The sequence below is a fragment of the Microbacterium aquilitoris genome (genome assembly GCF_031932285.1).
Lineage (GTDB): Bacteria > Actinomycetota > Actinomycetes > Actinomycetales > Microbacteriaceae > Microbacterium > Microbacterium aquilitoris.
In genome coordinates, this window is sequence record NZ_JAUZVT010000001.1 from 875,441 (window position 1) to 896,071 (window position 20,631).

Consider the following 20,631-nt stretch of genomic DNA (forward strand, 5'->3'; position numbering starts at 1 on the left):
GGACATCCCCGTCATGAACAGCTCGTCCCGCGCCACCGGGCGCATCGTCCTCGTCTCGATCCGCGCGATGGTGTTCCTCACCCTCATCCTCGGCCTCGGGTACACCGCCCTCATCACCCTGGTCGGACAGGTCGCCCTGCCCGCCCAGGCGAACGGCTCCCTCGTCCGGGACGCGTCGGGTGAGGTCGTCGGTTCGTCCCTCATCGGCCAGTCCTTCACGGATGCCGACGGTGCCGCACTCCCCGAGTACTTCCAGTCCCGCCCGTCCGCTGCGGGCGACGGCTACGACGGCGGCGCCTCGTCGGGCTCGAACCTCGGCCCCGAGAACACCGACCTCATCTCGTCGATCACCGAGCGGAAGACCACGATCGCCGAGCGGGAAGGCGTCGCCGAGTCGGAGGTGCCCGCCGATGCGGTGACCGCCTCCGGCTCCGGACTCGACCCGCACATCAGCCCCGCGTACGCTTCGATCCAGGTCGACCGCGTCGCCCGGGCCCGGAACCTCCCGGTCGACGAGGTGCGCACGCTCGTCGCCGAGCACACCCAGGGTCCCGACCTCGGGTACCTCGGCGGGTCGACCGTCAACGTGGTGGAACTCAATCTGGCGCTCGACCGGCTAGGAGGCTGACAGTGGCGGGACGCGGACGGTTGCGCGTCCTGCTGGGCGCGGCTCCCGGCGTGGGCAAGACGTACGCGATGCTCGAGGAGGGTCGGCGCCTGGCAGGCGAGGGCTCGGACGTCGTCATCGCGGTCGTAGAGACCCACGGCCGGGCCGCGACCCTGCGTATGACCGACGGACTCGAGGAAGTGCCGCGCCGAGAGATCACCCATCGGGGTGTCACGCTCACCGAGATGGACCTCGACGCCGTGATCGCACGGCATCCGGGTGTCGCCCTCGTCGACGAACTCGCCCATACCAACGCGCCGGGTTCGGCGAACGAGAAGCGCTGGCAGGATGTGCGGCAGCTGCTGGATGCCGGGATCTCCGTCATCTCGACCGTCAACATCCAGCACATCGAGTCCCTCAACGACGTCGTCCACCAGATCACCGGGGCGCCCCAGCGCGAGACGGTCCCCGATGAGGTCCTGCGCACGGCGGACCAGGTCGAGGTCATCGACCTGGCACCGCAGGCCCTCCGGGACCGTCTCGCCGGCGGGCTCGTGTACCCGGCCGAACGGGTGGATGCCGCCCTGTCGAACTATTTCCGGCTCGGCAACCTCACGGCGCTGCGCGAACTCGCCCTCCTGTGGCTGGCGGACGAGGTCGATCAGGCCCTCACGTCCTACCGCGCCGAGCACGGCATCGACAGCCGGTGGGAGGCGCGCGAGCGGGTCGTCGTCACCCTGACGGGTGGGCCCGAGGGTGAGACCCTGCTGCGGCGCGGGGCCCGTATCGCCGCCCGCTCGGCCGGTGGTCAGCTCCTCGCCGTCCACGTCACGAGCAACGACGGATTGCGCGGCGGAGATCCCGGAGCGCTCTCGGAGCAGCGGACGCTCGTCGAGAAGCTCGGCGGCACGTTCCACCAGGTCGTCGGCGACGACGTGCCGACGGCGCTCGTCGAGTTCGCCCGGTCGGTGAACGCGACGCAGCTCGTCCTCGGCGTGAGCCGTCGCAGCAGGCTCGCCGCGGTCTTCGCCGGTCCCGGCATCGGCGCCACCGTCATCCGCGAATCCGGCGACATCGACGTCCACATCGTCACCCACTCCGCCGCGGGCGGCAGGTTCGCGTTGCCGCGGCTGGGCGGTGCGCTCTCGATGAAGCGCCGGCTCGCGGGGTTCGCGGTCGCCTTCCTCGGGGGGCCGCTCCTCACGTGGCTGCTGTTCGTCACCCGCACGGACGAGTCGATCACGAGCGACGTGCTGAGCTACCAGCTGCTGGTCGTCGTCGTCGCGCTCGTCGGCGGCATCTGGCCGGCCCTCTGGGCGGCGCTGCTCAGCGGGATCACGCTGGACTTCTTCTTCGTCGAGCCGCTGTTCACCGTCCATGTGCACGAGCCGCAGCATCTGTTGGCCCTCTCCCTCTACGTCGTCATCGCGATCCTCGTCAGCGTCGTCGTCGACCGCGCCGCCCGCCAGACGCGTGCGGCCCGACGGGCGGCGGCGGAGTCCGAGCTCCTCCAGACCGTGGCAGGAAGCGTGCTCCGCGGTGCGGGCGCCGTCGAGGCCCTCGTCGAACGGACCCGCGAGGCGTTCCGTCTCGCGGGCGTGCGTCTCGTCGCGGGCACGACCTCGAGCGGGGGGACGTCCGGTGACGAGACGATCCTGGCGGCCAGCGGCGAGCCCCTCCGCGGCGGCCGGTTCACCGCCGTACCGGTGGGGGAGCGCGCCGTCCTCGAGCTCCACGGTCACGACCTGCGGGCCTCGGAACGCCGCCTCCTGTCGGCCATCGTCGCCCAGATGGATGCCGCCCTGCAGCAGCAGGACCTCGCCGAGGTCGCGAGCGGGCTCGCTCCCCTCAAGGCATCCGATCGGGTCCGCAGCGCCCTCCTGTCGGCCCTCAGCCACGACCTCCGCCGCCCGCTCGCCGCGGCGACGGCGGCCGTGGGCGGGCTCCGCAACGGCACCTACAGCGAGGGCGATCGGAACGAGCTGCTGCAGACGGCCGACGAGTCGCTCGGTATGCTGGCCGCGCTCGTCACCGACCTCCTCGACGTCAGCCGGCTGCAGGCCGGGGCCCTCGCGGTCTCGCTCCTCACGATCGACCCGGCGGACGTCATCCTCCCCGCCCTCGAAGAGCTCGGTGCCGGACCGGCATCCGTCGACATCCACCTCGAGCCGGATGTCGAGCTCCGAGCCGACCCCGTCCTGCTGCAGCGCGTGGTGGTCAACCTGCTCGCGAACGCGCTGCGCCATTCGCCCGAGGGGCGCAAGGTGCGCGTCGCGACGAGCAGTTTCGGTGCGGTTGCCGAGATCCGGATCATCGACCACGGACCGGGGATCCCCGCCGAGCGCCGCGACGACGTGTTCGTGCCGTTCCAGCGGCTCGGCGACACCGACAACAGCACCGGTCTCGGTCTCGGCCTCGCGCTGTCGAAGGGATTCGTCGAGGGCATGGGCGGTACTCTCACCCCCGAGGACACCCCCGGCGGCGGGCTGACGATGGTCGTGTCGCTGCCGGTCGCCGACGAGGAGGGATCCGCATGAAGATCCTCATCGCCGATGACGATCCGCAGATCGTCCGAGCGCTCCGCATCACCCTGTCGGCGCGCGGCTACGAGGTGTTCACCGCCGCCGACGGCGCGCAGGCAATCTCGGCGGCCGTCGATCACCACCCCGACATCTTCCTGCTCGACCTCGGGATGCCGGAGCTCGACGGCATCGAGGTGATCCACGCGATCCGCGGCTGGTCCGATGCGCCCATCCTCGTCGTGTCGGGACGCACGGGCGCGGCCGACAAGGTCGACGCGCTCGATGCCGGTGCGGACGACTACGTCACGAAGCCGTTCTCGATCGACGAGCTCCTGGCGCGCATCCGGGCCCTGACCCGTCGCGCCCCGCAGCAGGAGCCCGATCCGGTGACGGAGTTCGGATCGATCTCCGTCGACCTGGCGGCGCGCAGCGTCATGAAGACCACCGGTGGTCAGACCGAGCGCGTGCGGCTCACCCCGACCGAATGGCAGCTGCTCGAGATCCTGCTGCGCAACCCCGGCAAGCTCGTCACCCGCCAGACGATCCTGACCTCGATCTGGGGGAGCGAGCACGTGAGCGACACAGGGTACCTGCGCCTGTACGTGTCGCAGCTGCGCCGCAAGCTCGAGGAGGATCCGGCGCATCCGCGTCACATCCTCACCGAGGCGGGCATGGGGTACCGCTTCGAGCTCGGCGGGCCCGCCGCGGGCTGACACGTCGGCGCGGGCGGCGCAACCCCCTCCCTCCTCGCGTTCCCGGCGACCAGGCTCGCCCCGAACCTGAGGAGGACCGATGAAGGCGATGACCTATCGCGGACCGTACAAGATCCGCGTCGACCGCAAGCCCGATCCCGTGATCGCGCACCCGAACGACGCCATCGTGCGCGTCGAACTGGCGTCGATCTGTGGTTCCGACCTGCACCTGTACCACGGCATGATGCCCGACACGCGGATCGGGCACACCTTCGGGCACGAGTTCATCGGTCGGGTGGAGGAGGTCGGGTCGTCGGTACAGAACCTGAAGCCGGGCGACCGGGTCATGGTCCCTTTCAACATCTACTGCGGCTCGTGCTTCTTCTGTGCGCGCGGGCTGTATTCGAACTGCCACAACGTCAACGCGAACGCCACGGCGATCGGTGGCATCTACGGCTACTCCCACTCGACCGGCGGATTCGACGGCGGTCAAGCCGAGCTCGTCCGGGTGCCCTTCGCCGACGTCGGCCCCCAGGTGATCCCCGATGACATCGCCTCCGAGGATGCGCTCCTGCTGACCGACGCCTTCTCGACCGGCTACTTCGGTTCGCAGCTCGCCGACATCGTCGAGGGGGACACCGTCGTGGTGCTGGGTGCGGGACCCGTCGGCCTCGCCGCCGCTCGCTCGTGCTGGCTGATGGGTGCCGGACGCGTCATCGTCGTCGACCACCTCGACTACCGCCTCGAGAAGGCGCGCGCCTTCGCGTTCGCCGAGACCGTGCACTTCGGTCAGGTCGATGACATCGTCCTGACCCTCAAGAAGATGACCGACGGACTCGGCGCCGACTCGGTCATCGATGCCGTGGGCGCCGAGGCCGACGGGCACGTCGTGCAGCACGTGACCGCCGCCAAGCTGAAACTGCAGGGCGGTTCTCCCGTCGCCCTCAACTGGGCGATCGACGCCGTCCGCAAGGGCGGCACCATCTCGGTGATGGGTGCGTACGGCCCGCTGTTCAGCGCCGTCAAGGTCGGCAACGCCATGAACAAGGGGCTCACCATCCGTGCCAACCAGGCGCCGGTCAAGCGTCAGTGGCCGCGGTTGCTCGAACACATCCGAGCGGGACACATCGCTCCTCGCGAGTTGATCACCCACCGCTTCGACCTCGACGACATCGCCGAGGGCTACCACGTGTTCTCATCCAAGCTCGACGGCATCGTCAAGCCCGTCATCACGTTCGGCGCCTGACCCGCATCCGAGGAGGAATCATGCCGTACACCGCAGACAAGCCCGGCCAGACCCCCGATCCCGACGACCTGCGTCGCCGCATCCCGGGGTGGGGTGCAGATCTCGACCCGGCGGATCGTCCCGCGTTCCCCCGCGAGCAACCCGGGATCGACACCGGTGCGCACTGGCGCGTCCCCGAGCAACAGCCGCACGGCGCCGGTCGCGAGCGATCGATCGAGCACGAACGCCTCACGCCCGTGTTCGGTACCGCGCAGCCCCTCCACGGGCTCTCGGGCCTCATCCGGCGGGTCGCCTATACGCGCTACAGCGAGGGGCAGACTCCGCACTGGATGCTGCTGATCCTGGGCGACCGCGTCGAGTCGGCCGGCGCGCACATGAGGTCGCTGTTCTCGCGGCGTCCCGACGACCCGGTGACACAGTCGGGGGTGTTCGGCGAACGCGGACGGCATCCGATCGCGTCGAGGTTCGGACGAGGCCGCGTCGACGTGAAGCACGCCTGGCTCGACCCCGTCCTGGTCGTGGGGCCGTGGGTCGCGGCGGCCGTGGTCGTGTTCCGGATCGCGCGCGCGGCGGCCGTCCCGGCATCCCGTCGCTGACGCGACGCCTCGCTCCTCGGCATCCCTCACCGGGTCCGGTGCGGCTTCGGCCCCAGCGGATCTCCACCGGCGCGGGTTAGCGTGGTGCGGGCAGTCGACGGGGGGAGGACGCAGATGGCGGCACGTCGCAAGGCTCCGGCTGCGCGCGCGCGACGACGTTCCGCAGCGCTCGCCGTCGGGCTGGGCGTCGCCCCTGCGGCGGTCGTGGTGCTCCTCGCCGCTTGCCTGCCCTCCACGCCCCCGCAGGCCGCCGAGCCCGCTGGGCCGCCCCTGCCGCCCGTTTCGTCCCGCTGGGCAGTGGCACCCCCGCCTGCTGTCGCTGTGGCCGGCGCGAACCCCTCACGGGCTGCCGCCGTCGATCTCGTGGACGGAGCGTGGGCCGACGAGGTGGCGGCGGCCACCGGCATCCCGCGTCGTGCGGTCATCGCCTACGCGGCGGCCGACCTGACCGTCGCGCACGAGCAGCCGTCGTGCGACATCGCCTGGAACACCCTCGCGGGGATCGGCTGGGTGGAGTCCCGGCACGGTTCCTACGGCGGGGCGACGCTGACCAAGCGCGGCCTCGTCGCGCCTCGCATCCTCGGGCCGCGGCTCACCGGTGACGGCGTCGCCGCGATCGAGGACACCGACGGCGGCGCTCTCGACGGCGACGACCAGTGGGACCGTGCCGTCGGCCCGCTGCAGTTCATCCCCGAGACGTGGCATCGCTGGGGCGCGGACGGTGACGCGGACGGCGTCCGCGACCCCAACAACATCGACGACGCGGCCCTCGCCGCTGCCCGGTATCTGTGCCGGTCCGGGCCGCTCGGCACCGAGAGGGCCTGGCGGGATGCCGTCTTCACCTACAACCCGCTGACGCGATACATCAACGACGTCGCCACCCGCGCCAACGAGTACGCGCAACGCGTCGAGCTGGGCTGACGCGTCCGGCTGGCGAACTCAGTCGCCCGTGCGGTTGAGCGATCGACTGGAATCGGCCGAGTCGGGGTCCACCCCGGGCTCGATCTGTTCGATGGGAACCGGCTCGTCGTTGCGGGCCGCCTTGGATACGGCCTCGATGGGGTCCTCGTCCGGCAGATTCCCGCCGGGGAGCGAGGAATCGGATTCGGGGGCGGCCTCGTGCTCGGTCATGGGTGCTCCTCTCGTTCGTGTCAACGTAGGGCGCGGATGCCATCGAGCCGGGGGCCTTGCAAAGGTCGGGCCCCGGCGATAAGCCCGATCGCCGGGGCCCCTCATAAGCGTGGGAAAGGATCGGTGACCCGAACACCTCTCGTCTCGACCATCCGCCTACTTACCTTGCGGTGATCACGGTAATCGGGGTGCCGGTTCCGGAAGGGGGGCATTGACGCGCGAGGCGTCGTTCTGCTACCCGCTCCGGCTAACTTGGGGTCCTCTCGGTGTCAAGCCCCTCACCCGTCCGACGAGCGCGAGTGAGGGTGAGGGGCGAGTGAAGACCTCACCCCCGGCGATCAGCGACGATCGCGGACACCACACCTCGGAGGTGCGCCATGAGTGCCGATCCCGTCCATCAGCTGATCCTGCAGCCGCTGTCGCCGACGGCATGGCGCCTCTGCGACTCCCGCGTCGACAGCTCCGACGCCGCCAGCGTCATCGCCTACGTCGAGGCGGCGGACCCCGCCGGGTTCGACGTGACCTGGGTCCACGGCGGCTCGGGGAGCGCGTGGTTCGCGGACATGGACCAGCTTCTGATCGGTGCAGCCCGACACGTCGCGGCCTGCGCTCCGCGCCGCGCCAAACCGAAGCCGATCGCGCACCGCCCGCCCCTGGCGGCGCTCTAAACGGCGGCACCCGAACATGTCAAGGACGTGACACGCGCGACGCCACGACAGATGGTGGATGTCGAGACCGATCGCAGCCGAGGAGAACCGATGGGACGCATCGACATCTCGTACGGCGGGCAGTGGTACAGCGTCGCGAACCGGACGCTCGACGACGTCCATCGCGAGATTCAAGAGGGCGCCCGCGACGGCCAGCATTGGCTGGCCGTCAATGACGGCGTCGGAAGCGCGAGCCCCGCCTACCTCTTCATCACGCCGGGTGTCCCCATCGCGCTGATCCCGGTGCCCGAACCACGGGACCCTCCCACCGAAGCCGTCGCGGCGGCGTACGACGATTTCGAGGTCGAGGGCTTCTCCCCGAAGTGGCGCGGGCCCACGATCCATCCAGAGCGTTCACCGCACTCCTGAGACCTATCCGGGTCGACGTGCCCGGTCAAGGGGGTGATCGCGCCCGCGAAGGCGAGCACACTGGCGCCATGAGTGATGCACAGGATGCCGGCCACGCCGGCGACGCCGCACAGGCAGAGCCCGCCATGTCGGTGAACCCCGCGGATGCCGGGCAGAAGCTCGACGGCATCATCGCCCAGACCCGAGCCGACCTGCAGGGACACGACGGCGTCGATCCGCGGAACGTCCTCGACCAGCGGCTCACGGACGCCGGCCTGTCGCTGTCCGACGACGAGATGGCCGCCGCGCTCGCTCGCATCGAGGAGTGAGCCGGGAGCGCGAGCTCCGGGGATATCACCGCCTCCCGGGCGGCGCAACCCGATGACCTCGTGGTCGCCTTCGTCCTAGCGTGGGAGGCATCCACGTTCCGCGACAGAAGGGGAGCCGTCCCATGACGACCACTCAGACGAAGCCCGCCACCCGCAACAAGCGCCGCCCCGGCAAGTCGGGCGCGCAGCTGACCGAAGAGCAGAACGCCGAGCGCGGATTCACCGCCTCCCAGAAGCTCAGCGACAACCTGCAGGCCGTTCTCGTCGACCTCCTCGAGCTGTCGATCCAGGGCAAGCAGGCGCACTGGAACGTCGTCGGGAAGAACTTCCGCGACACGCACCTCCAGCTCGACGAGATCATCGACGCCGCGCGGGAGTTCAGCGACACGATTGCGGAGCGCATGCGCGCCCTGCACGCCGTTCCCGACGGCCGAAGCGACACGGTGGCCGAGACCACGACGCTTCCAGAGTTCCCGCACGGCGAGGTCCTGACCTCCGACGTCATCGACCTCGTCACCGAGCGCCTCGAGGCCGTCATCGGCACCTGCCGCGACGTCCACGACGACGTCGACGACGAGGACCCGACGAGCGCCGACATCCTCCACAGTATCCTCGAGAGCCTCGAGCAGTTCGCGTGGATGATCAGCGCCGAGAACCGTTCGCCCCGGTGACCGCCCGGTGGGGAAGTTCATCTACGACGGCACGCTGAAGGTCGACTTCGACGACCGTGCGCTGGCCCACCTCCAGGTGGTCATCATGTCGAAGCTCCGTCGCGGCGAGTCCTTCCACTTCACGTGGAAGGACGACGCCGCGATCGGGGACGGCCGCACCAGCATCTGGCTGCACCCGCGGTGCACGCTCGTCTTCAAGTTCTACAGAGGTCAGCGCGCGCCGCTGAACCTCGCTTGGGTGGACGCGCTCGCCGCCGTCGCGAACTCCCCGTCCGGTCTGTACATCGTCCCGGAACCCGCAGAGGCGGAACAGGAGAGCGTGGCATGGTGAAGCGCATCGACGTGCACTACGGGGGGACGCTGTACAGCATCGGCGAGGAGTCCTTCGAGACCTTCTCGGCGCAGGTGGCTGCGGCGCTCGACGCGGGCCACGGATGGATCGTGGTGAACGACGGCGAGGGCGCTCCTCGTCCGGCTCACCTGCTCATCTCGCCCGGCGTCCCCATCGCTCTCATCCCGATCCCGGACGAGTCCGAGCCCGAGGCCGCCGCCGAGGGGCACTTCACTCCGTGACGTCGGGCCCGCTGTCCTCATCGAACATCCGCGCCGGCAGCTGAATCCCACCCGAGGAATTGGCGGATGCCGCCAGCTCCTCTATCCATTCGCGGTTCAGCGTCGGCGGTTCCGCGTGGTCGAACACGAACCTGAGCGGGATCGCGGGATGCAGCCAGATCGTCGTCCGTCCTCGGGGAGAGTCGTCGGGGTGCTGCCACGACACAGTGAAGCTCTCCGAACGGCGGAGCTTGGTCGCGACCACCACTTTAAGATGCGCGAGTGCGCGGTCCTCGATGCGGATGGGCATCGCCGAGCCGCCGTAGTAGATCAGGCCCATGGGGACACCATAATGGGAGACGTCGTTTCGATACCGAGATGACACGACGAAGGGGCTGACGTGGGCAAGTTCATCTATGAGGACTCCATCAAGGTGGACTTCGAGGACCGCACGCTGGCACACCTGCAGCAGGTGATCGGCAACAAGCTGCGTCGTGGCGAGTCCTTCCATTTCACGTGGCGCGACGACAAGAGCATCGGCGAGGGCCGCACTTCCGTGTGGCTGCACCCGCACGCATCCCTGGTCTTCAAGTACTACGGAAGCCGGCAGTCGCGCATCAACCGCGCGTGGTCGGAGGCCCTCATGTACGCGGCGAACTCGCCGGCGGGTCTGCACCTGGTTCCGGAGCCTGCAGATGCGGGCGAGGGCGACCCCAGCGCCTGACGCGAGGGTCCCCGCGTCACCTCCCGTAACGAAACATGCCGCCCCGTCGACGCCGTGGGGGGAACGGCGGAGGGGCGGCACGAGTTCGTGTGCTCGGAGAACGGTCAGACCAACAGCGGAGGGGTCCCGAAGCGCTCGGTGAAATCGGCGGCGAGGGCGTCCTCGTAGGCGTCGGCCTCGTCGCTGAGATCGGGGTGGCTCACGCGGCGACCACCGGCCGACGCGCCTCGGTGCGTGCGGCGCCGATCTCGGGGATGTCCAGATCCGCGTCGAGGACGAGGCCGCCGTTCGACGTGGCCTGGTCGGCCATCTCCCGCAGCGTCGCAGGGTTCAGCGCGACCGCAGCCGACTGCTCGTAAACGAAACGCAGCGGGATGGCCGGCTGGAACCAGAGCGTTGTGCGGCCCTCGCCGTTGTCGCCGGTTCCCTTCCAGGACACGACGAAGCTCTCACTCCGGCGCAACTTGGTCGTCGCGATCGCGGCGAGGTGGGCGAGGATGCGGTCGGGCATGACGATGGGGGATTCGACGTTCCCGTAGTAGAGGCTTCCCATGACGTTCTCCTGGTGGGTTCGGGGTGCTGTGGTCAGTGGTGTGCGGGCTGCGCCGTCGTGCGGTGCGCTCGCGGCCGTGAAAGGGATGTGACGAGGGACGCCCACCAGCCCGTGCGCTGCTCGGGGATGAGAGCGACACCGATCGAGGCGAAGGGCGCCGGGATGGGGTGTGCGGGTGAGGGTGTCATCTGTCCGTTCCTGGATTACTAGCTAAACAATAGATCTAGTGGATTTCACAACTCATGTCTATCATTGATTTCGAGAAGGACAAGAACTGTCACAGATTCGGACATGTAAGGTGGTGAAGTCGATGGAGGTGCTCGACTCGTACGGCTCCGTGGACGTCAGCGAGAAGATCGCGGCGTGGCACGAGGTCGAGGCGGGCTTCTGGGTCGGCAACACCGACGGACGGTTCCTCGGAACCGTCGAGCAGAGCCCCGCAGGCTGGATCACCCGAGATCACGCCGGAGGGTTCGTCGGGAAGTATCCGGATGCGGCTGAGGCTCGGGCGGCGATCGGATGATGTTCGACACCCTTCACGAGCCGAGGAGTTGACATGCCTCAGTCCATCGTTCGACATGAGCACACGCATCTGTATGCCTCGCAGCCCCACACCGAGGCCGGACGCCTACTCAGTAGCGCCATCCTCGAGCTCCGCCATGCCGAGCAGGTCCAGGCGGACCGCTCGCAGCGGATCTCCGGACTCGGCGGGATCGACCTCGCCGCTCTCCGGTACCTCGTCCAGGCTCGACGGGAAGAGCGGGAGATCAGCCCTAAGGACCTGATCGTCATGCTCGGCACCTCGAGTGCGACGGTTACGAACGTGATCGAGCGCCTGGTGGGCAAGGGGTATGTGACGCGCGAGCAGCACCCGACCGACCGGCGCGCCCACTATCTGATGCCGACGGAGTCGGCCAACGATCTCGTCGACGAGGTCTACGGTGCGCACCATGCGGCCGTGGTGTCGGTCATCGACAGCCTGGATGAAGGCGAAGCGAAGACCACCGCCGAGACGATCCGCCGGATCGCTGCCGCACTGGACGACCTCGCGCGACGTTCCTGATCCCGCGCGAGCCGCTCCCTCAGAGGGCGGTGTCGGGACCCAACCGGTGCCAAGTCCGGTTGTGATAGACGAGCGGTGCCTCGGAGTCGCGGGCGATGTTCGCCTGCACGGCGTGCGCGGCGATGACGGTCGAGCCCCCGGCATCCATCCGGTCGATGACGGCGCACCGGACCCACGCGCGAACCCCGTGATACACGGGCTCACCGGTGACCAGACGTGACCAGGGCAGCTCCGCGAAGCGGTCGATCCCACTCGTCGCACCCACCTCGGCGACCCGCAGGTCGTCGGCGTCCAGCAGATGGACGACGACGGTCTCCGCGGCGGCCAGGACGGGAGCGGCCGACGACTGCGCCGACACCGAGAAGATCAGCAGCGGCGGGTCTGCGCTGACGGACGACACCGAGGTCGCCGTGAGAGCGACCGGTCCGTCCCCCGCATCAGCCGTGATGACGGCGACGCCGCCGGGATGCCCGCGAAAGACGGCCTTGAACTCCTCGGGCGAGAGCGACTCCGTGAATCCGGAGGCGGCCCGGTCGTCCGATGCGGCGTGTGCGGGAGACGTCATACAACGAACCTACGTTCGCGCGGGCGGGACGAGGGTCGTGTGTCCGAAGCTTTCGTTCTGTTGCGTCAGATGACGCCCGCCGCGGATGCCGGGCGTCCGCTATTCTGATCGGGTGCTGACCCTTCGCTGTTGTCGTCTCTGACCGCCGGTTCCCCGGCGACATCCGCGACCCCACACAGCGACCGCACCTCTGCGAGTGCGGCATCCCGTCAGGAAGAACACGTGCGTTACGCCACCTCCATCGCCGATCTGGTCGGCAACACCCCGCTCGTCCGCTTGAACAAGGTCACCGAAGGCATCGAAGCCACGGTCCTCGCCAAGGTCGAGTACTTCAATCCGGGCAGCTCCGCCAAGGACCGCATCGCGCGGAACATCATCGACGCGGCGGAGCGCGACGGCCACCTCAAGCCCGGCGCCACGATCGTCGAGCCGACCAGTGGCAACACCGGGGTCGGCCTGGCCCTCATCGCCCAGCAGCGCGGGTACCGGATGATCTTCGTCGTCCCCGACAAGTTCGCGGGCGAGAAGGTCGCGGTCCTCAAGGCCTATGGCGCCGAGGTCGTCATGACCGCGACGAGCGTGCCGCCCGAGCACCCCGACTCGTACTACAGCGTGTCGGATCGGCTCGCGGCATCCATCCCCGGCGCGTTCAAGCCGAACCAGTTCGCCAACCTCAACGGACCGCGCGGACACTACGAGACGACCGGGCCCGAGATCTGGCGCGACACCGACGGAACCGTCACCCACTTCGTCGCGGGTGTCGGCACGGGCGGGACGATCAGCGGCACCGGACGGTTCCTCAAAGAGGCGTCGTCGGGACGTGTCACCGTCGTGGGCGCCGATCCGGAGGGATCGATCTACTCCGGCGGCGACATCCACGGCTATCTCGTCGAAGGCGTCGGCGAGGACTTCATGCCCGCGACCTTCGACCCGACCGTCGTCGACGGCTACGAGCGGGTGAGCGATGCCGAGGCGTTCGCGATGACGCGTCGGCTGGCCCGCGAAGAAGGGCTCATGGTCGGCGGTTCGTCGGGCATGGCGGTGGTGGCGGCCCTCCGCGTCGCCCGCGACCTGCCCGCCGACGCCGTCCTGGTCGTGCTCCTGCCCGACCACGGCCGCGGCTACCTCAGCAAGATCTACGACGACGACTGGATGACCGCCCACGGCTTCTCCGTCACCACCGATTCCGAGACCACCGGGAGCCTCGCATGAGTGCACAGTCCTCCGCTCGCGGCTTCGCGAGCCTCGCCGTCCACGCCGGTCAGGAGCCCGACGAGGCGACCGGCGCCGTCATCCCTCCCGTCCACTTCTCGACCACCTACGCCCAGGACGGCATAGGCGGGCTCCGCGGCGGGTACGAGTACGGCCGCAGCGGCAATCCGACCCGCACCGCGCTGCAGACGCAGCTCGCCGCGATCGAGGGCGGCGCGCACGCGCTGTCGTTCGCATCGGGCCTCGCGGCCGAGGACGCGCTGCTCCGCGCGGTGCTGCGTCCGGGCGACGAGGTACTCCTCGGCAACGACGTGTACGGCGGGACCTTCCGCCTCATCTCCCGTGTGCTCGGCGACTGGGGCGTGACCCTTCGCGTCGTCGACATGAGCGACCTCGACGCCGTCCGCGCCGCCGTCGCCGAGAAGGCGCCCCGCATCCTCTGGGTCGAGACGCCGTCCAACCCGCTGCTGCGCATCACCGACATCGCCGGCCTCGCCGAGGTCGGACACTCCGTCGATGCGCTGGTCGTCGTCGACAACACCTTCGCGACGCCCGCGCTGCAGCGCCCCCTCTCGCACGGCGCCGATGTCGTCGTGCACTCGACCACCAAGTACCTCGGCGGGCACTCCGACGTCGTCGGCGGTGCGCTCGTCATGAACGACGACGCGCTGGCCGAGAAGGTCGGCTTCATCCAGTTCGCCGTCGGCGCCGTGTCTGGCCCGCTCGACGCGTGGCTCACGACGCGCGGGATCAAGACGCTCGCGGTGCGCATGCAGCGGCACAGTGAGAACGGCATGGCCGTGGCATCCTTCCTCGACGGACACGACCGCGTCGCCCGGGTCTACTACCCGGGACTCGCGTCGCACCCGGGGCACGAGCTCGCGGCGCGGCAGATGTCCGGCTTCGGCGGCATCGTGTCGCTCGCCCTCGAATCGGGCGAGGCGGCGCGGCGCTTCGCCGAGTCGCTGCGGTTGTTCACGCTGGCCGAGTCGCTCGGCGGCGTCGAGTCGCTCGTGAACTACCCCGACGCGATGACGCACGCCTCGGTGCGCGGCACCGAGGCGGCCGTGCCGGTCGAGGTCGTCCGACTGTCGGTCGGCATCGAGGACATCGACGACCTGCTCGCCGACATCCAGCAGGCGCTCGAGGCCTGACGGCGGCGGCGGCGCTGCGCGTGCCGAGTGCAGGGAGAACCGTGCTATCGGGCCCCATCCGGCATCCGATGCGCTGCTGAACCTGCATCCGGGCCGCGGCGCGGGCGATAGCGTGGCCGGATGACACACGCACGTTGGGCCATCCTCGGTGCCGGAGCGATCAGCGGCGACTTCGCCCAGGCGCTCCCCGACTCGGAGCTCGGACGCCTCCATGCGGTCGGCGCGCGCGACGTGTCGCGTGCGGAGGAGTTCGCCGCGGCCCACGGCGCAGCCGTCGTCGGCACGTACGACGAGATCCTCGACCGCGACGACATCGACGCGGTCTACATCGGCACGGTCCACACGACGCACACCGAGCTCGTCCACCGCGCCCTCGCCGCGGGCAAGGCCGTCCTCTGCGAGAAGCCGCTCGGCGTCTCGCCGGACGAGACGGATGCCGCGGTCCGCGCCGCGCGCGAGGCGGGACTCCCGCTCGTCGAGGCCTTCAAGTACCGCTTCGGTCCCTTCGCCGACCGCCTGCGGGAGATCGTCGGCGGCGGCACCCTGGGCGACCTCGTCGAGATCGAGTCGTCGCTCGGCTTCGCCGCCGGCTCCCACACGGGCAGGCTGTTCGATCCCGCCACGGCCGGCGGCGCGATCCTCGACGTCGGCTGCTACCCGCTGTCGCTCGTCGTCGGTGTCGCGGCCTGGGCCGGCCGCGACCTGTCGGGGCTGGCCGTCCAGGCGGCGGCGGGCACGATCGGCGAGACCGGCGTCGATGTGAGCGCGGCGGCATCCATCGATCTGGGCGGTGCGTCGGCGAACATCCGCACCGCGATCGTGCACGACCTGCCGCGTCTGACGCGCATCGTCGGGCGGGAGGCGACGCTCGAGATCCCGAACGTGTGGGGGAGTCGCACCGACAGCACCGAGGCGGCGACTCTCATCCGCACCGGCGGCACGCGTGAGGAGATCGAGGTGCCGACGGTGCAGCCGATGGCGGCCGAGGCGGATGCCACGATCCGTGCGCTCCGCGACGGGCGCACCGAGGCGCCCGAGGTGCCGTGGGACGAGACCCGCACCATCGCGCGGCTCCTCGCCGAGTGGCGCGCCGCGATCGGCTGAGCCTTACCGCCGCCACCAGCGACGGCGCGGCTTCGCGGGAGCTTCGGGAGGGGCGGATGCCGCGGCCCGCGCCGCGCGCCGTTCCCGCCAGGCCGCGACCTCGGCGTCGGGGTCGCGGGTCGGGGTGACGACGGGTGGTCCGCCCTGCAGCTGCCGGCGCGCCTCGACGACGCGGCGCGAGAAGTCGGCGGTGTATTCGCGGACGTCCTCTTCGCGGTGTAAGGCGTCGACGCGGTCTTCGAACTCGGCGTGCTCGATCCGTAGTCGCAGAGCGGGCGGGCCGAGGCCGGAGAGCTGCTCGGTGCGGATCTTCCGCTTGATCCACCAGTCCGGATCGTGCGAGCCACCCAGGCCTTCGAGGGGCTTGCCGGCGCCGGGGAGGTCGTCGAAGTCGCCGCGCCGGATGGCCTGCTGGATCGCGGTCTCGACGTACAGCGCGCGCTCCGTGCCGGTGGGCGTCCCGGCTTGACGCTCCGGTTCGGCCGGCGGCTCCTCGCCGTTCTCCTGCGCCGCCTTTTCGACGCGATAGCGCGCCGCAATGAGGCGGGGGTCGTCGTTCGCGGCTCGGTCGTCGGCCATTCCTCCAGCGTAAGACGGGCGGGCGTTGTGTGGATGTTGCCCGGTATGCATATACTCAGAAAACACATACCCGGTATGCAGCGAGGAGTCCCGATGTCGGTACGACAGAGTCTGCTGGCGATCCTGGATCAGGGTCCCTGCTACGGCTACCAGCTGCGCGCGGAGTTCGACCGCCGCACCGGGTCGACCTGGCCCCTCAACGTGGGTCAGATCTACAACACGCTCGACAGGCTCGAGCGCGACGGGCTCGTCGAGAAGGGCGACGTCGACGAGCAGGGTCACGTCTACTGGCAGATCACGGATGCCGGATCCGCCGAGGTGCAGGCCTGGCTCGACGCTCCCGTCGAGCGCACGCAGGGGACGCGCGACGAGCTGGCCATCAAGCTCGCCGTCGCCGCGACCCTGCCGGGCGTCGACCTCGGCGCCGTCATCCAGCGACAGCGTTCCGCGTCGCTGCGCCAGCTCCAGGAGCTCAACCGAGCGAAGTACGCCGGTTCGAACCCGGACGGTCCCGAAGAACTCGCGTGGTCTCTCGTCGTGGATTCGATGATCTTCGCGGCAGAGGCCGAGACCCGATGGCTCGATCACACCGAGCAGCGCCTCGCGCGGCATCCGCACCGCACGATGGGGCTCGAGCTATCCACAGAGACTCCCAAACGGGGGAGGCCCGCCAAATCCGAGGCGAGCGACACCGAGGCGGTCGTCGGATGAGCGCCGCCGTCCTGCAGCTGGTGGGGGTCACGCAGCAGTACGGCGAGGGCGAGACGAGCGTCTCAGCACTGTCGGGCGTCGATCTGACGGTCGACAAGGGTGAGCTCGTCGCGATCATGGGAGCGTCCGGTTCGGGCAAATCCACTCTCCTGTCGATCGCGGGCGGGTTGCAGAAGCCCACCAGCGGCGAAGTCGTCGTCGAGGGGACCTACCTCTCGACGGCGACACGTCGCGATCTCGCGCAGCTCCGGCGGCGCTCCCTGGGGTTCGTCTTCCAGGACTTCAATCTCATCCCGACCCTCACGGCCGTCGAGAACGTGACGCTGCCGCTCGAGCTCGACGGCTTCCGGGCCCGGGTGGCGCGCCGTGCGGGTCGGGATGCACTCGCCTCGGTCGGACTCGAGGACAAGCTCGACTCCTACCCCGACGACCTCTCAGGAGGTCAGCAGCAGCGCGTCGCGATCGCCCGTGCCGTCGTCGGCGGGCGCCGGCTGATCCTCGCCGACGAACCGACGGGCGCGCTCGACTCGGTGACCGGTGAAGCGGTCATGAAGATGATTCGCCACCGCGTCGACCAGGGGGCCGCCGGCATCCTCGTCACCCACGAGGCGCGGCACGCGGCGTGGGCGGACCGCATCGTGTTCCTCCGCGACGGCCGCATCATCGACGAGTCCCAGCGCCGCGGCGCGGACGCGCTGTTGTCGGACGCGCGATGACGACCGTGCGGGACCGGCCCCGAGCAGATGCCGGGGCGCGGCGTCGCGCCGAGCGACCGAAGCCCTCGCGCACGGCGCGGATGCGGGTCGCCGTGCGTATCGCGCGGCGCCAGGTGCGCCGCGCGTGGGTGTCGTCGCTGCTGATCATGTCGCTCATCGCCCTGCCGATCGCCGGGATGGCGGGGGTGGCGGTGTTCGTGAACAGTTCGATGTCGACGGCCGCCGAGCGTGTGTCGGTCGACCTCGGTCGGATGGAGGCGTGGGTCGCGCCCCTCGGCGCTGCGGATGCCGGGTTCTGGCAGGTCCCGACCGACCCGTACTCGTCCGGATACGGCAGCGGGTGGCCGACCGGGGAGGAACAGATCACCGACGTCGAGCCGCCCTCGTCGCTGCCCGCCGGCACGGAGATCGTCAAAGTCTCGGAAGGGCGCGAACGCGTCACGACGGTCACGGGGCTCGCCGCCGTGCCCGCATGGGCGGGCGACATCGGCGACCCTCGGTTCGCCGGGCGCTTCGAGGTGACCTCCGGCAGGGCGCCGACGACGGCGGACGAGGTCATGGTCACCCCCGCGACACTCGAGCGGGTCGGGGTGTCGCTGGGCGGTCGACTCGAACTCGTCGACTCGGCGACGTCGTTCACCATCGTCGGAACGTTCGACGACGCGACGCGCCCCGACGCCGACAGTGCGGTGGCGTTCGCCGACGCCGACCGTTACGACGAAGCGAAGTGGTATCTCCCCGAGACCCCGATCTCGTGGTCGCAGATCCAGGCGCTCAACATGGACGGTCTGGGCGTCTACTCGCGCGAGGTCGTGCTCGATCCGCCGAGCTTCACCTATCCCGACGGCAGCGAGCCGTGGACCGCTGAGACCAGCGAGACGCAAGGGCTCCTCGCGCTCGCCAGTGCGCTCGCTGCGGGCGGCCTCGCGGCGGGATACATGGTCGTGATGCTGGCGGGCGCGGCATTCGCGGTGAGCGCGCGGCGTCAGCAGCGTGCGCTTGCGATCGCCGCGAGCGTCGGGGCGGAGCCGCGTGATCTGCGCAGCGTCGTCCTGCTCCAAGGCACGGTCCTCGGGCTGGTCGGCGGGCTCGTCGGCTTGTTCGCCGGCATCGGACTCGCCGCCGTGGTCATGCGGATCGCCGACAACGGTTCCGCCACGCAGTTCTGGGGGTTCCATGTTCCCTGGGTCCTGCTGGTCGGCATCCTCGTCTTCGCGATGCTGGTCGGCACCGCGTCCGCCTTCGTCCCGGCGCGCTCGGTGGGCCGGTCCGACACGATCAGCGCGCTCCGCGGAGCGCGGCGCCCGCAGCGGGTGGGCGCGTCTCGTCCCCTCTGGGGTTCGCTCCTCATCCTCATCGGCGCGGCCGTCACAGTGCTCTGCGGCCTGGCTGCCGCAGCGGTCGCTACCGACATCAGTCTGGCCTGGGACTCGCCGTTGCGCTGGCTGCCCACGATCGGGATCATCGCAGGCCCCGTGCTCGCGCAGGTCGGCATCCTCATCTCGGGCCGGTGGCTGCTCTGGCTCGCCTCGCGTCTGCTGTCGCGTCTCGGGATCGCGGCGCGCCTCGCCGCGAGGGACGCGGTGGCCAACGGCGCGCGGACCGTGCCGGCCTTCGCGGCGATCGGTGCGACGGTCTTCGTCGGGGTCTTCGCCGTCGGCCTTGGAATGATGGCGGCGGGTCAATCGGAGCGGACCTACTCCTACACCGCCCCGCTCGGGACGGCCTACGCCGACATCTCCTCCTCGACCGAAACGCCGCTCACCCCGGATGAGGTGGCGTCCGCAACCGACGAGATCGAGAGCGCGCTCCGCACATCGGGTGCGACCGAGACCGCCCTGGTCCAACGACAGACGGCGGTGTGGGCGGAGAACGAGAACGACATCCCCGCGGACGCCGAGCGAGCCGTTGCCGTCACGCCGAACTCTTTCCTCATCGGGCAGAACGACCTGCAGGGCGGCTGGACTCACTTCGGCGACCCGAGCAACAACCTTCAGATCATCGCCCCGGATGACCTCCCGATCGTGATGGGGATCAGTCTGTCCGCATCCGATCGGGCGGCGTACCTCGACGGCGCCGCTCTCGTCGCCGACGAACGGCTCATCGTCGACGGTGCGATTGAGGTCGCATCCTGGCCGGAGCGGGCCTGGCAGTCCGGTCGCGCCCCGGACAATGCTTATGTACCGGCCTCGGGGGAGGGCCTGGACGAGCCGTCGTGGCGACGGCAGGTCCCCGCGATCGGCGTCGACGCACGTGAGCAGGGGGTCGCCGTCGCGATCGCGCCGGCCACCGCCGGGGAGTTGGGGCTGCGCGTCGCCGTCTCCGGCGTCTACGCCGCGTTCCCCGGTGACGTCGACGTCGCGACCAGCGACCGACTCAACGCGCTCTCGGAGTCGATGAGCACTGAGACGTACAGCGTCTGGATCTATCGCGAGACCGGTCCCGCCGACCCGTCCATCTGGCTCGTCCCCCTCCTAGCCGCCGTCGCCGTCCTCGTCCTCGGCGCGAGCGCCGTCGCCCTCGGTCTCGCCCGTTTCGAGAGGCGGCCCGACGACGCGACGCTCGCCGCGGTCGGCGGCACGCCCGGCCTCCGGCGCCGCATCGGACTCTGGCAGGGTCTCGTGATCGCGGGGTTCGGGACCTTCGCGGGCGCCACGGCCGGCATCCTGCCGCCCACCGGCTTCTGGCTGCAGTCGCAGACGTCTCATGAGCCGATGAGCCTCGCCGACATTCCGTGGTGGCTGCTCGCCGTGCTCGCTGTGGCTCTGCCGGTCGGCATCGCCGCCGTGAACTGGCTCGTCCCGCCGCGGGAGCCCGAGCTCACGCGGCGCAACGTCATCGCCTGAGCC

The 20,631-nt window shown here is 70.1% G+C and carries 26 protein-coding genes; 21 read left to right on the forward strand and 5 right to left on the reverse strand.

Features of this window, described 5'->3' with window-relative positions:
- Positions 1–13 precede the first annotated feature (13 nt).
- The 6 genes from kdpC to Q9S78_RS04225 all read left to right on the forward strand — a co-directional run bounded on the left by kdpC (position 14) and on the right by Q9S78_RS04225 (position 6,584).
- On the forward strand, positions 14–628 hold the full coding sequence (gene kdpC, locus Q9S78_RS04200) for a K(+)-transporting ATPase subunit C (RefSeq protein ID WP_311869003.1): 615 nt from the start codon (positions 14–16) through the stop codon (positions 626–628).
- A 2-nt stretch (positions 629–630) separates the two neighbouring features.
- Positions 631–3,144, forward strand: coding sequence for a sensor histidine kinase (locus Q9S78_RS04205; protein WP_311869005.1), 2,514 nt, complete (start codon positions 631–633; stop codon positions 3,142–3,144).
- On the forward strand, positions 3,141–3,842 hold the full coding sequence (locus Q9S78_RS04210; RefSeq protein ID WP_020097940.1) for a response regulator: 702 nt from the start codon (positions 3,141–3,143) through the stop codon (positions 3,840–3,842). The genes Q9S78_RS04205 and Q9S78_RS04210 overlap by 4 nt, the downstream gene beginning before the upstream one ends.
- 79 nt (positions 3,843–3,921) lie before the next feature.
- Positions 3,922–5,067, forward strand: a complete 1,146-nt coding sequence (locus tag Q9S78_RS04215; RefSeq protein ID WP_311869007.1) for a zinc-dependent alcohol dehydrogenase — start codon at positions 3,922–3,924, stop codon at positions 5,065–5,067.
- Between the two features lie 20 nt (positions 5,068–5,087).
- Positions 5,088–5,663 (forward strand): hypothetical protein, encoded by a 576-nt coding sequence (locus tag Q9S78_RS04220; protein ID WP_311869009.1) that lies wholly within the window; start codon positions 5,088–5,090, stop codon positions 5,661–5,663.
- A 114-nt stretch (positions 5,664–5,777) separates the two neighbouring features.
- Positions 5,778–6,584 carry a lytic transglycosylase domain-containing protein gene (locus Q9S78_RS04225; protein WP_311869011.1) on the forward strand — a complete coding sequence of 269 codons (807 nt, stop codon included), beginning with the start codon at positions 5,778–5,780 and terminating at the stop codon, positions 6,582–6,584.
- Positions 6,585–6,602: 18 nt separating this feature from the next.
- Here Q9S78_RS04225 and Q9S78_RS04230 read toward each other — a convergent pair whose 3' ends face one another.
- Positions 6,603–6,794, reverse strand: coding sequence for a hypothetical protein (locus Q9S78_RS04230; protein WP_311869013.1), 192 nt, complete (start codon positions 6,792–6,794; stop codon positions 6,603–6,605).
- Between the two features lie 377 nt (positions 6,795–7,171).
- Between Q9S78_RS04230 and Q9S78_RS04235 the strand changes: the two genes are divergently transcribed.
- The 6 genes from Q9S78_RS04235 (at position 7,172) to Q9S78_RS04260 (ending at position 9,422) form a co-directional block, all read left to right on the forward strand.
- Complete coding sequence (locus Q9S78_RS04235; RefSeq protein WP_018185548.1) at positions 7,172–7,462, forward strand: hypothetical protein; 291 nt, start codon at positions 7,172–7,174, stop codon at positions 7,460–7,462.
- Positions 7,463–7,552: 90 nt separating this feature from the next.
- The gene (locus Q9S78_RS04240) at positions 7,553–7,870 is read left to right on the forward strand and encodes a hypothetical protein (RefSeq protein ID WP_018185547.1); all 318 of its coding nucleotides are present in this window, start codon (positions 7,553–7,555) and stop codon (positions 7,868–7,870) included.
- Positions 7,871–7,938: 68 nt separating this feature from the next.
- Positions 7,939–8,178, forward strand: a complete 240-nt coding sequence (locus Q9S78_RS04245; RefSeq protein WP_116228102.1) for a hypothetical protein — start codon at positions 7,939–7,941, stop codon at positions 8,176–8,178.
- Between the two features lie 122 nt (positions 8,179–8,300).
- A complete protein-coding gene (locus Q9S78_RS04250) occupies positions 8,301–8,849 on the forward strand; it encodes a Dps family protein (RefSeq protein WP_018185545.1) in 549 nt (182 codons plus the stop codon).
- 7 nt (positions 8,850–8,856) lie between these two features.
- Complete coding sequence (locus tag Q9S78_RS04255) at positions 8,857–9,180, forward strand: DUF7882 family protein (protein ID WP_018185544.1); 324 nt, start codon at positions 8,857–8,859, stop codon at positions 9,178–9,180.
- Entirely contained in the window at positions 9,174–9,422 is a 249-nt protein-coding gene (locus Q9S78_RS04260) for a hypothetical protein (protein ID WP_018185543.1), read from the forward strand. The genes Q9S78_RS04255 and Q9S78_RS04260 overlap by 7 nt, the downstream gene beginning before the upstream one ends.
- Here Q9S78_RS04260 and Q9S78_RS04265 read toward each other — a convergent pair.
- A complete protein-coding gene (locus tag Q9S78_RS04265) occupies positions 9,412–9,741 on the reverse strand; it encodes a DUF7882 family protein (protein WP_018185542.1) in 330 nt (109 codons plus the stop codon). The two genes, Q9S78_RS04260 and Q9S78_RS04265, sit on opposite strands and share 11 nt — an antisense overlap.
- 60 nt (positions 9,742–9,801) lie before the next feature.
- Here Q9S78_RS04265 and Q9S78_RS04270 point away from each other — a divergent pair, with 60 nt between their 5' ends.
- Positions 9,802–10,125, forward strand: a complete 324-nt coding sequence (locus Q9S78_RS04270; RefSeq protein WP_018185541.1) for a DUF7882 family protein — start codon at positions 9,802–9,804, stop codon at positions 10,123–10,125.
- Between the two features lie 199 nt (positions 10,126–10,324).
- Here the strand turns inward: Q9S78_RS04270 and Q9S78_RS04275 are convergent, their stop codons facing one another.
- A complete protein-coding gene (locus Q9S78_RS04275; RefSeq protein WP_020097949.1) occupies positions 10,325–10,678 on the reverse strand; it encodes a DUF7882 family protein in 354 nt (117 codons plus the stop codon).
- Positions 10,679–10,976: 298 nt separating this feature from the next.
- On the opposite strand from Q9S78_RS04275, the gene Q9S78_RS04280 reads away from it, so the two are divergent.
- Both Q9S78_RS04280 and Q9S78_RS04285 read left to right on the forward strand, forming a co-directional pair.
- Positions 10,977–11,201, forward strand: a complete 225-nt coding sequence (locus Q9S78_RS04280) for a ribonuclease H family protein (protein ID WP_028497463.1) — start codon at positions 10,977–10,979, stop codon at positions 11,199–11,201.
- 33 nt (positions 11,202–11,234) lie between these two features.
- Positions 11,235–11,741 carry a MarR family winged helix-turn-helix transcriptional regulator gene (locus Q9S78_RS04285; protein WP_020097951.1) on the forward strand — a complete coding sequence of 169 codons (507 nt, stop codon included), beginning with the start codon at positions 11,235–11,237 and terminating at the stop codon, positions 11,739–11,741.
- Between the two features lie 19 nt (positions 11,742–11,760).
- Here the strand turns inward: Q9S78_RS04285 and Q9S78_RS04290 are convergent, their stop codons facing one another.
- Positions 11,761–12,306 (reverse strand): flavin reductase family protein, encoded by a 546-nt coding sequence (locus tag Q9S78_RS04290; RefSeq protein WP_116228104.1) that lies wholly within the window; start codon positions 12,304–12,306, stop codon positions 11,761–11,763.
- 222 nt (positions 12,307–12,528) lie between these two features.
- Between Q9S78_RS04290 and Q9S78_RS04295 the strand changes: the two genes are divergently transcribed.
- From Q9S78_RS04295 to Q9S78_RS04305, 3 genes are all read left to right on the forward strand, one after another.
- Complete coding sequence (locus tag Q9S78_RS04295; RefSeq protein WP_116228105.1) at positions 12,529–13,518, forward strand: pyridoxal-phosphate dependent enzyme; 990 nt, start codon at positions 12,529–12,531, stop codon at positions 13,516–13,518.
- Positions 13,515–14,672, forward strand: coding sequence for a cystathionine gamma-synthase (locus Q9S78_RS04300; protein WP_116228106.1), 1,158 nt, complete (start codon positions 13,515–13,517; stop codon positions 14,670–14,672). Before Q9S78_RS04295 ends, Q9S78_RS04300 begins: the two co-directional genes overlap by 4 nt.
- 120 nt (positions 14,673–14,792) lie before the next feature.
- On the forward strand, positions 14,793–15,776 hold the full coding sequence (locus Q9S78_RS04305; protein ID WP_311869017.1) for a Gfo/Idh/MocA family protein: 984 nt from the start codon (positions 14,793–14,795) through the stop codon (positions 15,774–15,776).
- 3 nt (positions 15,777–15,779) lie between these two features.
- Here the strand turns inward: Q9S78_RS04305 and Q9S78_RS04310 are convergent, their stop codons facing one another.
- On the reverse strand, positions 15,780–16,355 hold the full coding sequence (locus tag Q9S78_RS04310) for a DnaJ family domain-containing protein (RefSeq protein WP_116228108.1): 576 nt from the start codon (positions 16,353–16,355) through the stop codon (positions 15,780–15,782).
- 93 nt (positions 16,356–16,448) lie between these two features.
- Between Q9S78_RS04310 and Q9S78_RS04315 the strand changes: the two genes are divergently transcribed.
- From Q9S78_RS04315 to Q9S78_RS04325, 3 genes are read left to right on the forward strand one after another with little or no spacing between them, the layout of a single operon-like run.
- Complete coding sequence (locus Q9S78_RS04315; RefSeq protein WP_018185531.1) at positions 16,449–17,066, forward strand: PadR family transcriptional regulator; 618 nt, start codon at positions 16,449–16,451, stop codon at positions 17,064–17,066.
- Positions 17,063–17,782, forward strand: a complete 720-nt coding sequence (locus Q9S78_RS04320; protein WP_020097957.1) for an ABC transporter ATP-binding protein — start codon at positions 17,063–17,065, stop codon at positions 17,780–17,782. Before Q9S78_RS04315 ends, Q9S78_RS04320 begins: the two co-directional genes overlap by 4 nt.
- On the forward strand, positions 17,779–20,628 hold the full coding sequence (locus Q9S78_RS04325) for an FtsX-like permease family protein (protein ID WP_311869021.1): 2,850 nt from the start codon (positions 17,779–17,781) through the stop codon (positions 20,626–20,628). Before Q9S78_RS04320 ends, Q9S78_RS04325 begins: the two co-directional genes overlap by 4 nt.
- The last annotated feature ends 3 nt before the right edge of the window (positions 20,629–20,631 follow it).

Excerpts from the sequence above, each read along its gene's own strand:
- kdpC (WP_311869003.1), top strand. The coding sequence starts at position 14 with ATGAACAGCTCGTCCCGCGCCACCGGGCGCATCGTCCTCGTCTCGATC.
- Q9S78_RS04210 (WP_020097940.1), top strand. The coding sequence starts at position 3,141 with ATGAAGATCCTCATCGCCGATGACGATCCGCAGATCGTCCGAGCGCTC.
- Q9S78_RS04215 (WP_311869007.1), top strand. The coding sequence starts at position 3,922 with ATGAAGGCGATGACCTATCGCGGACCGTACAAGATCCGCGTCGACCGC.
- Q9S78_RS04220 (WP_311869009.1), top strand. The coding sequence starts at position 5,088 with ATGCCGTACACCGCAGACAAGCCCGGCCAGACCCCCGATCCCGACGAC.
- Q9S78_RS04225 (WP_311869011.1), top strand. The coding sequence starts at position 5,778 with ATGGCGGCACGTCGCAAGGCTCCGGCTGCGCGCGCGCGACGACGTTCC.
- Q9S78_RS04230 (WP_311869013.1), bottom strand. The coding sequence starts at position 6,794 with ATGACCGAGCACGAGGCCGCCCCCGAATCCGATTCCTCGCTCCCCGGC.
- Q9S78_RS04235 (WP_018185548.1), top strand. The coding sequence starts at position 7,172 with ATGAGTGCCGATCCCGTCCATCAGCTGATCCTGCAGCCGCTGTCGCCG.
- Q9S78_RS04240 (WP_018185547.1), top strand. The coding sequence starts at position 7,553 with ATGGGACGCATCGACATCTCGTACGGCGGGCAGTGGTACAGCGTCGCG.
- Q9S78_RS04245 (WP_116228102.1), top strand. The coding sequence starts at position 7,939 with ATGAGTGATGCACAGGATGCCGGCCACGCCGGCGACGCCGCACAGGCA.
- Q9S78_RS04250 (WP_018185545.1), top strand. The coding sequence starts at position 8,301 with ATGACGACCACTCAGACGAAGCCCGCCACCCGCAACAAGCGCCGCCCC.
- Q9S78_RS04260 (WP_018185543.1), top strand. The coding sequence starts at position 9,174 with ATGGTGAAGCGCATCGACGTGCACTACGGGGGGACGCTGTACAGCATC.
- Q9S78_RS04265 (WP_018185542.1), bottom strand. The coding sequence starts at position 9,741 with ATGGGCCTGATCTACTACGGCGGCTCGGCGATGCCCATCCGCATCGAG.
- Q9S78_RS04275 (WP_020097949.1), bottom strand. The coding sequence starts at position 10,678 with ATGGGAAGCCTCTACTACGGGAACGTCGAATCCCCCATCGTCATGCCC.
- Q9S78_RS04285 (WP_020097951.1), top strand. The coding sequence starts at position 11,235 with ATGCCTCAGTCCATCGTTCGACATGAGCACACGCATCTGTATGCCTCG.
- Q9S78_RS04290 (WP_116228104.1), bottom strand. The coding sequence starts at position 12,306 with ATGACGTCTCCCGCACACGCCGCATCGGACGACCGGGCCGCCTCCGGA.
- Q9S78_RS04300 (WP_116228106.1), top strand. The coding sequence starts at position 13,515 with ATGAGTGCACAGTCCTCCGCTCGCGGCTTCGCGAGCCTCGCCGTCCAC.
- Q9S78_RS04305 (WP_311869017.1), top strand. The coding sequence starts at position 14,793 with ATGACACACGCACGTTGGGCCATCCTCGGTGCCGGAGCGATCAGCGGC.
- Q9S78_RS04310 (WP_116228108.1), bottom strand. The coding sequence starts at position 16,355 with ATGGCCGACGACCGAGCCGCGAACGACGACCCCCGCCTCATTGCGGCG.
- Q9S78_RS04315 (WP_018185531.1), top strand. The coding sequence starts at position 16,449 with ATGTCGGTACGACAGAGTCTGCTGGCGATCCTGGATCAGGGTCCCTGC.
- Q9S78_RS04320 (WP_020097957.1), top strand. The coding sequence starts at position 17,063 with ATGAGCGCCGCCGTCCTGCAGCTGGTGGGGGTCACGCAGCAGTACGGC.
- Q9S78_RS04325 (WP_311869021.1), top strand. The coding sequence starts at position 17,779 with ATGACGACCGTGCGGGACCGGCCCCGAGCAGATGCCGGGGCGCGGCGT.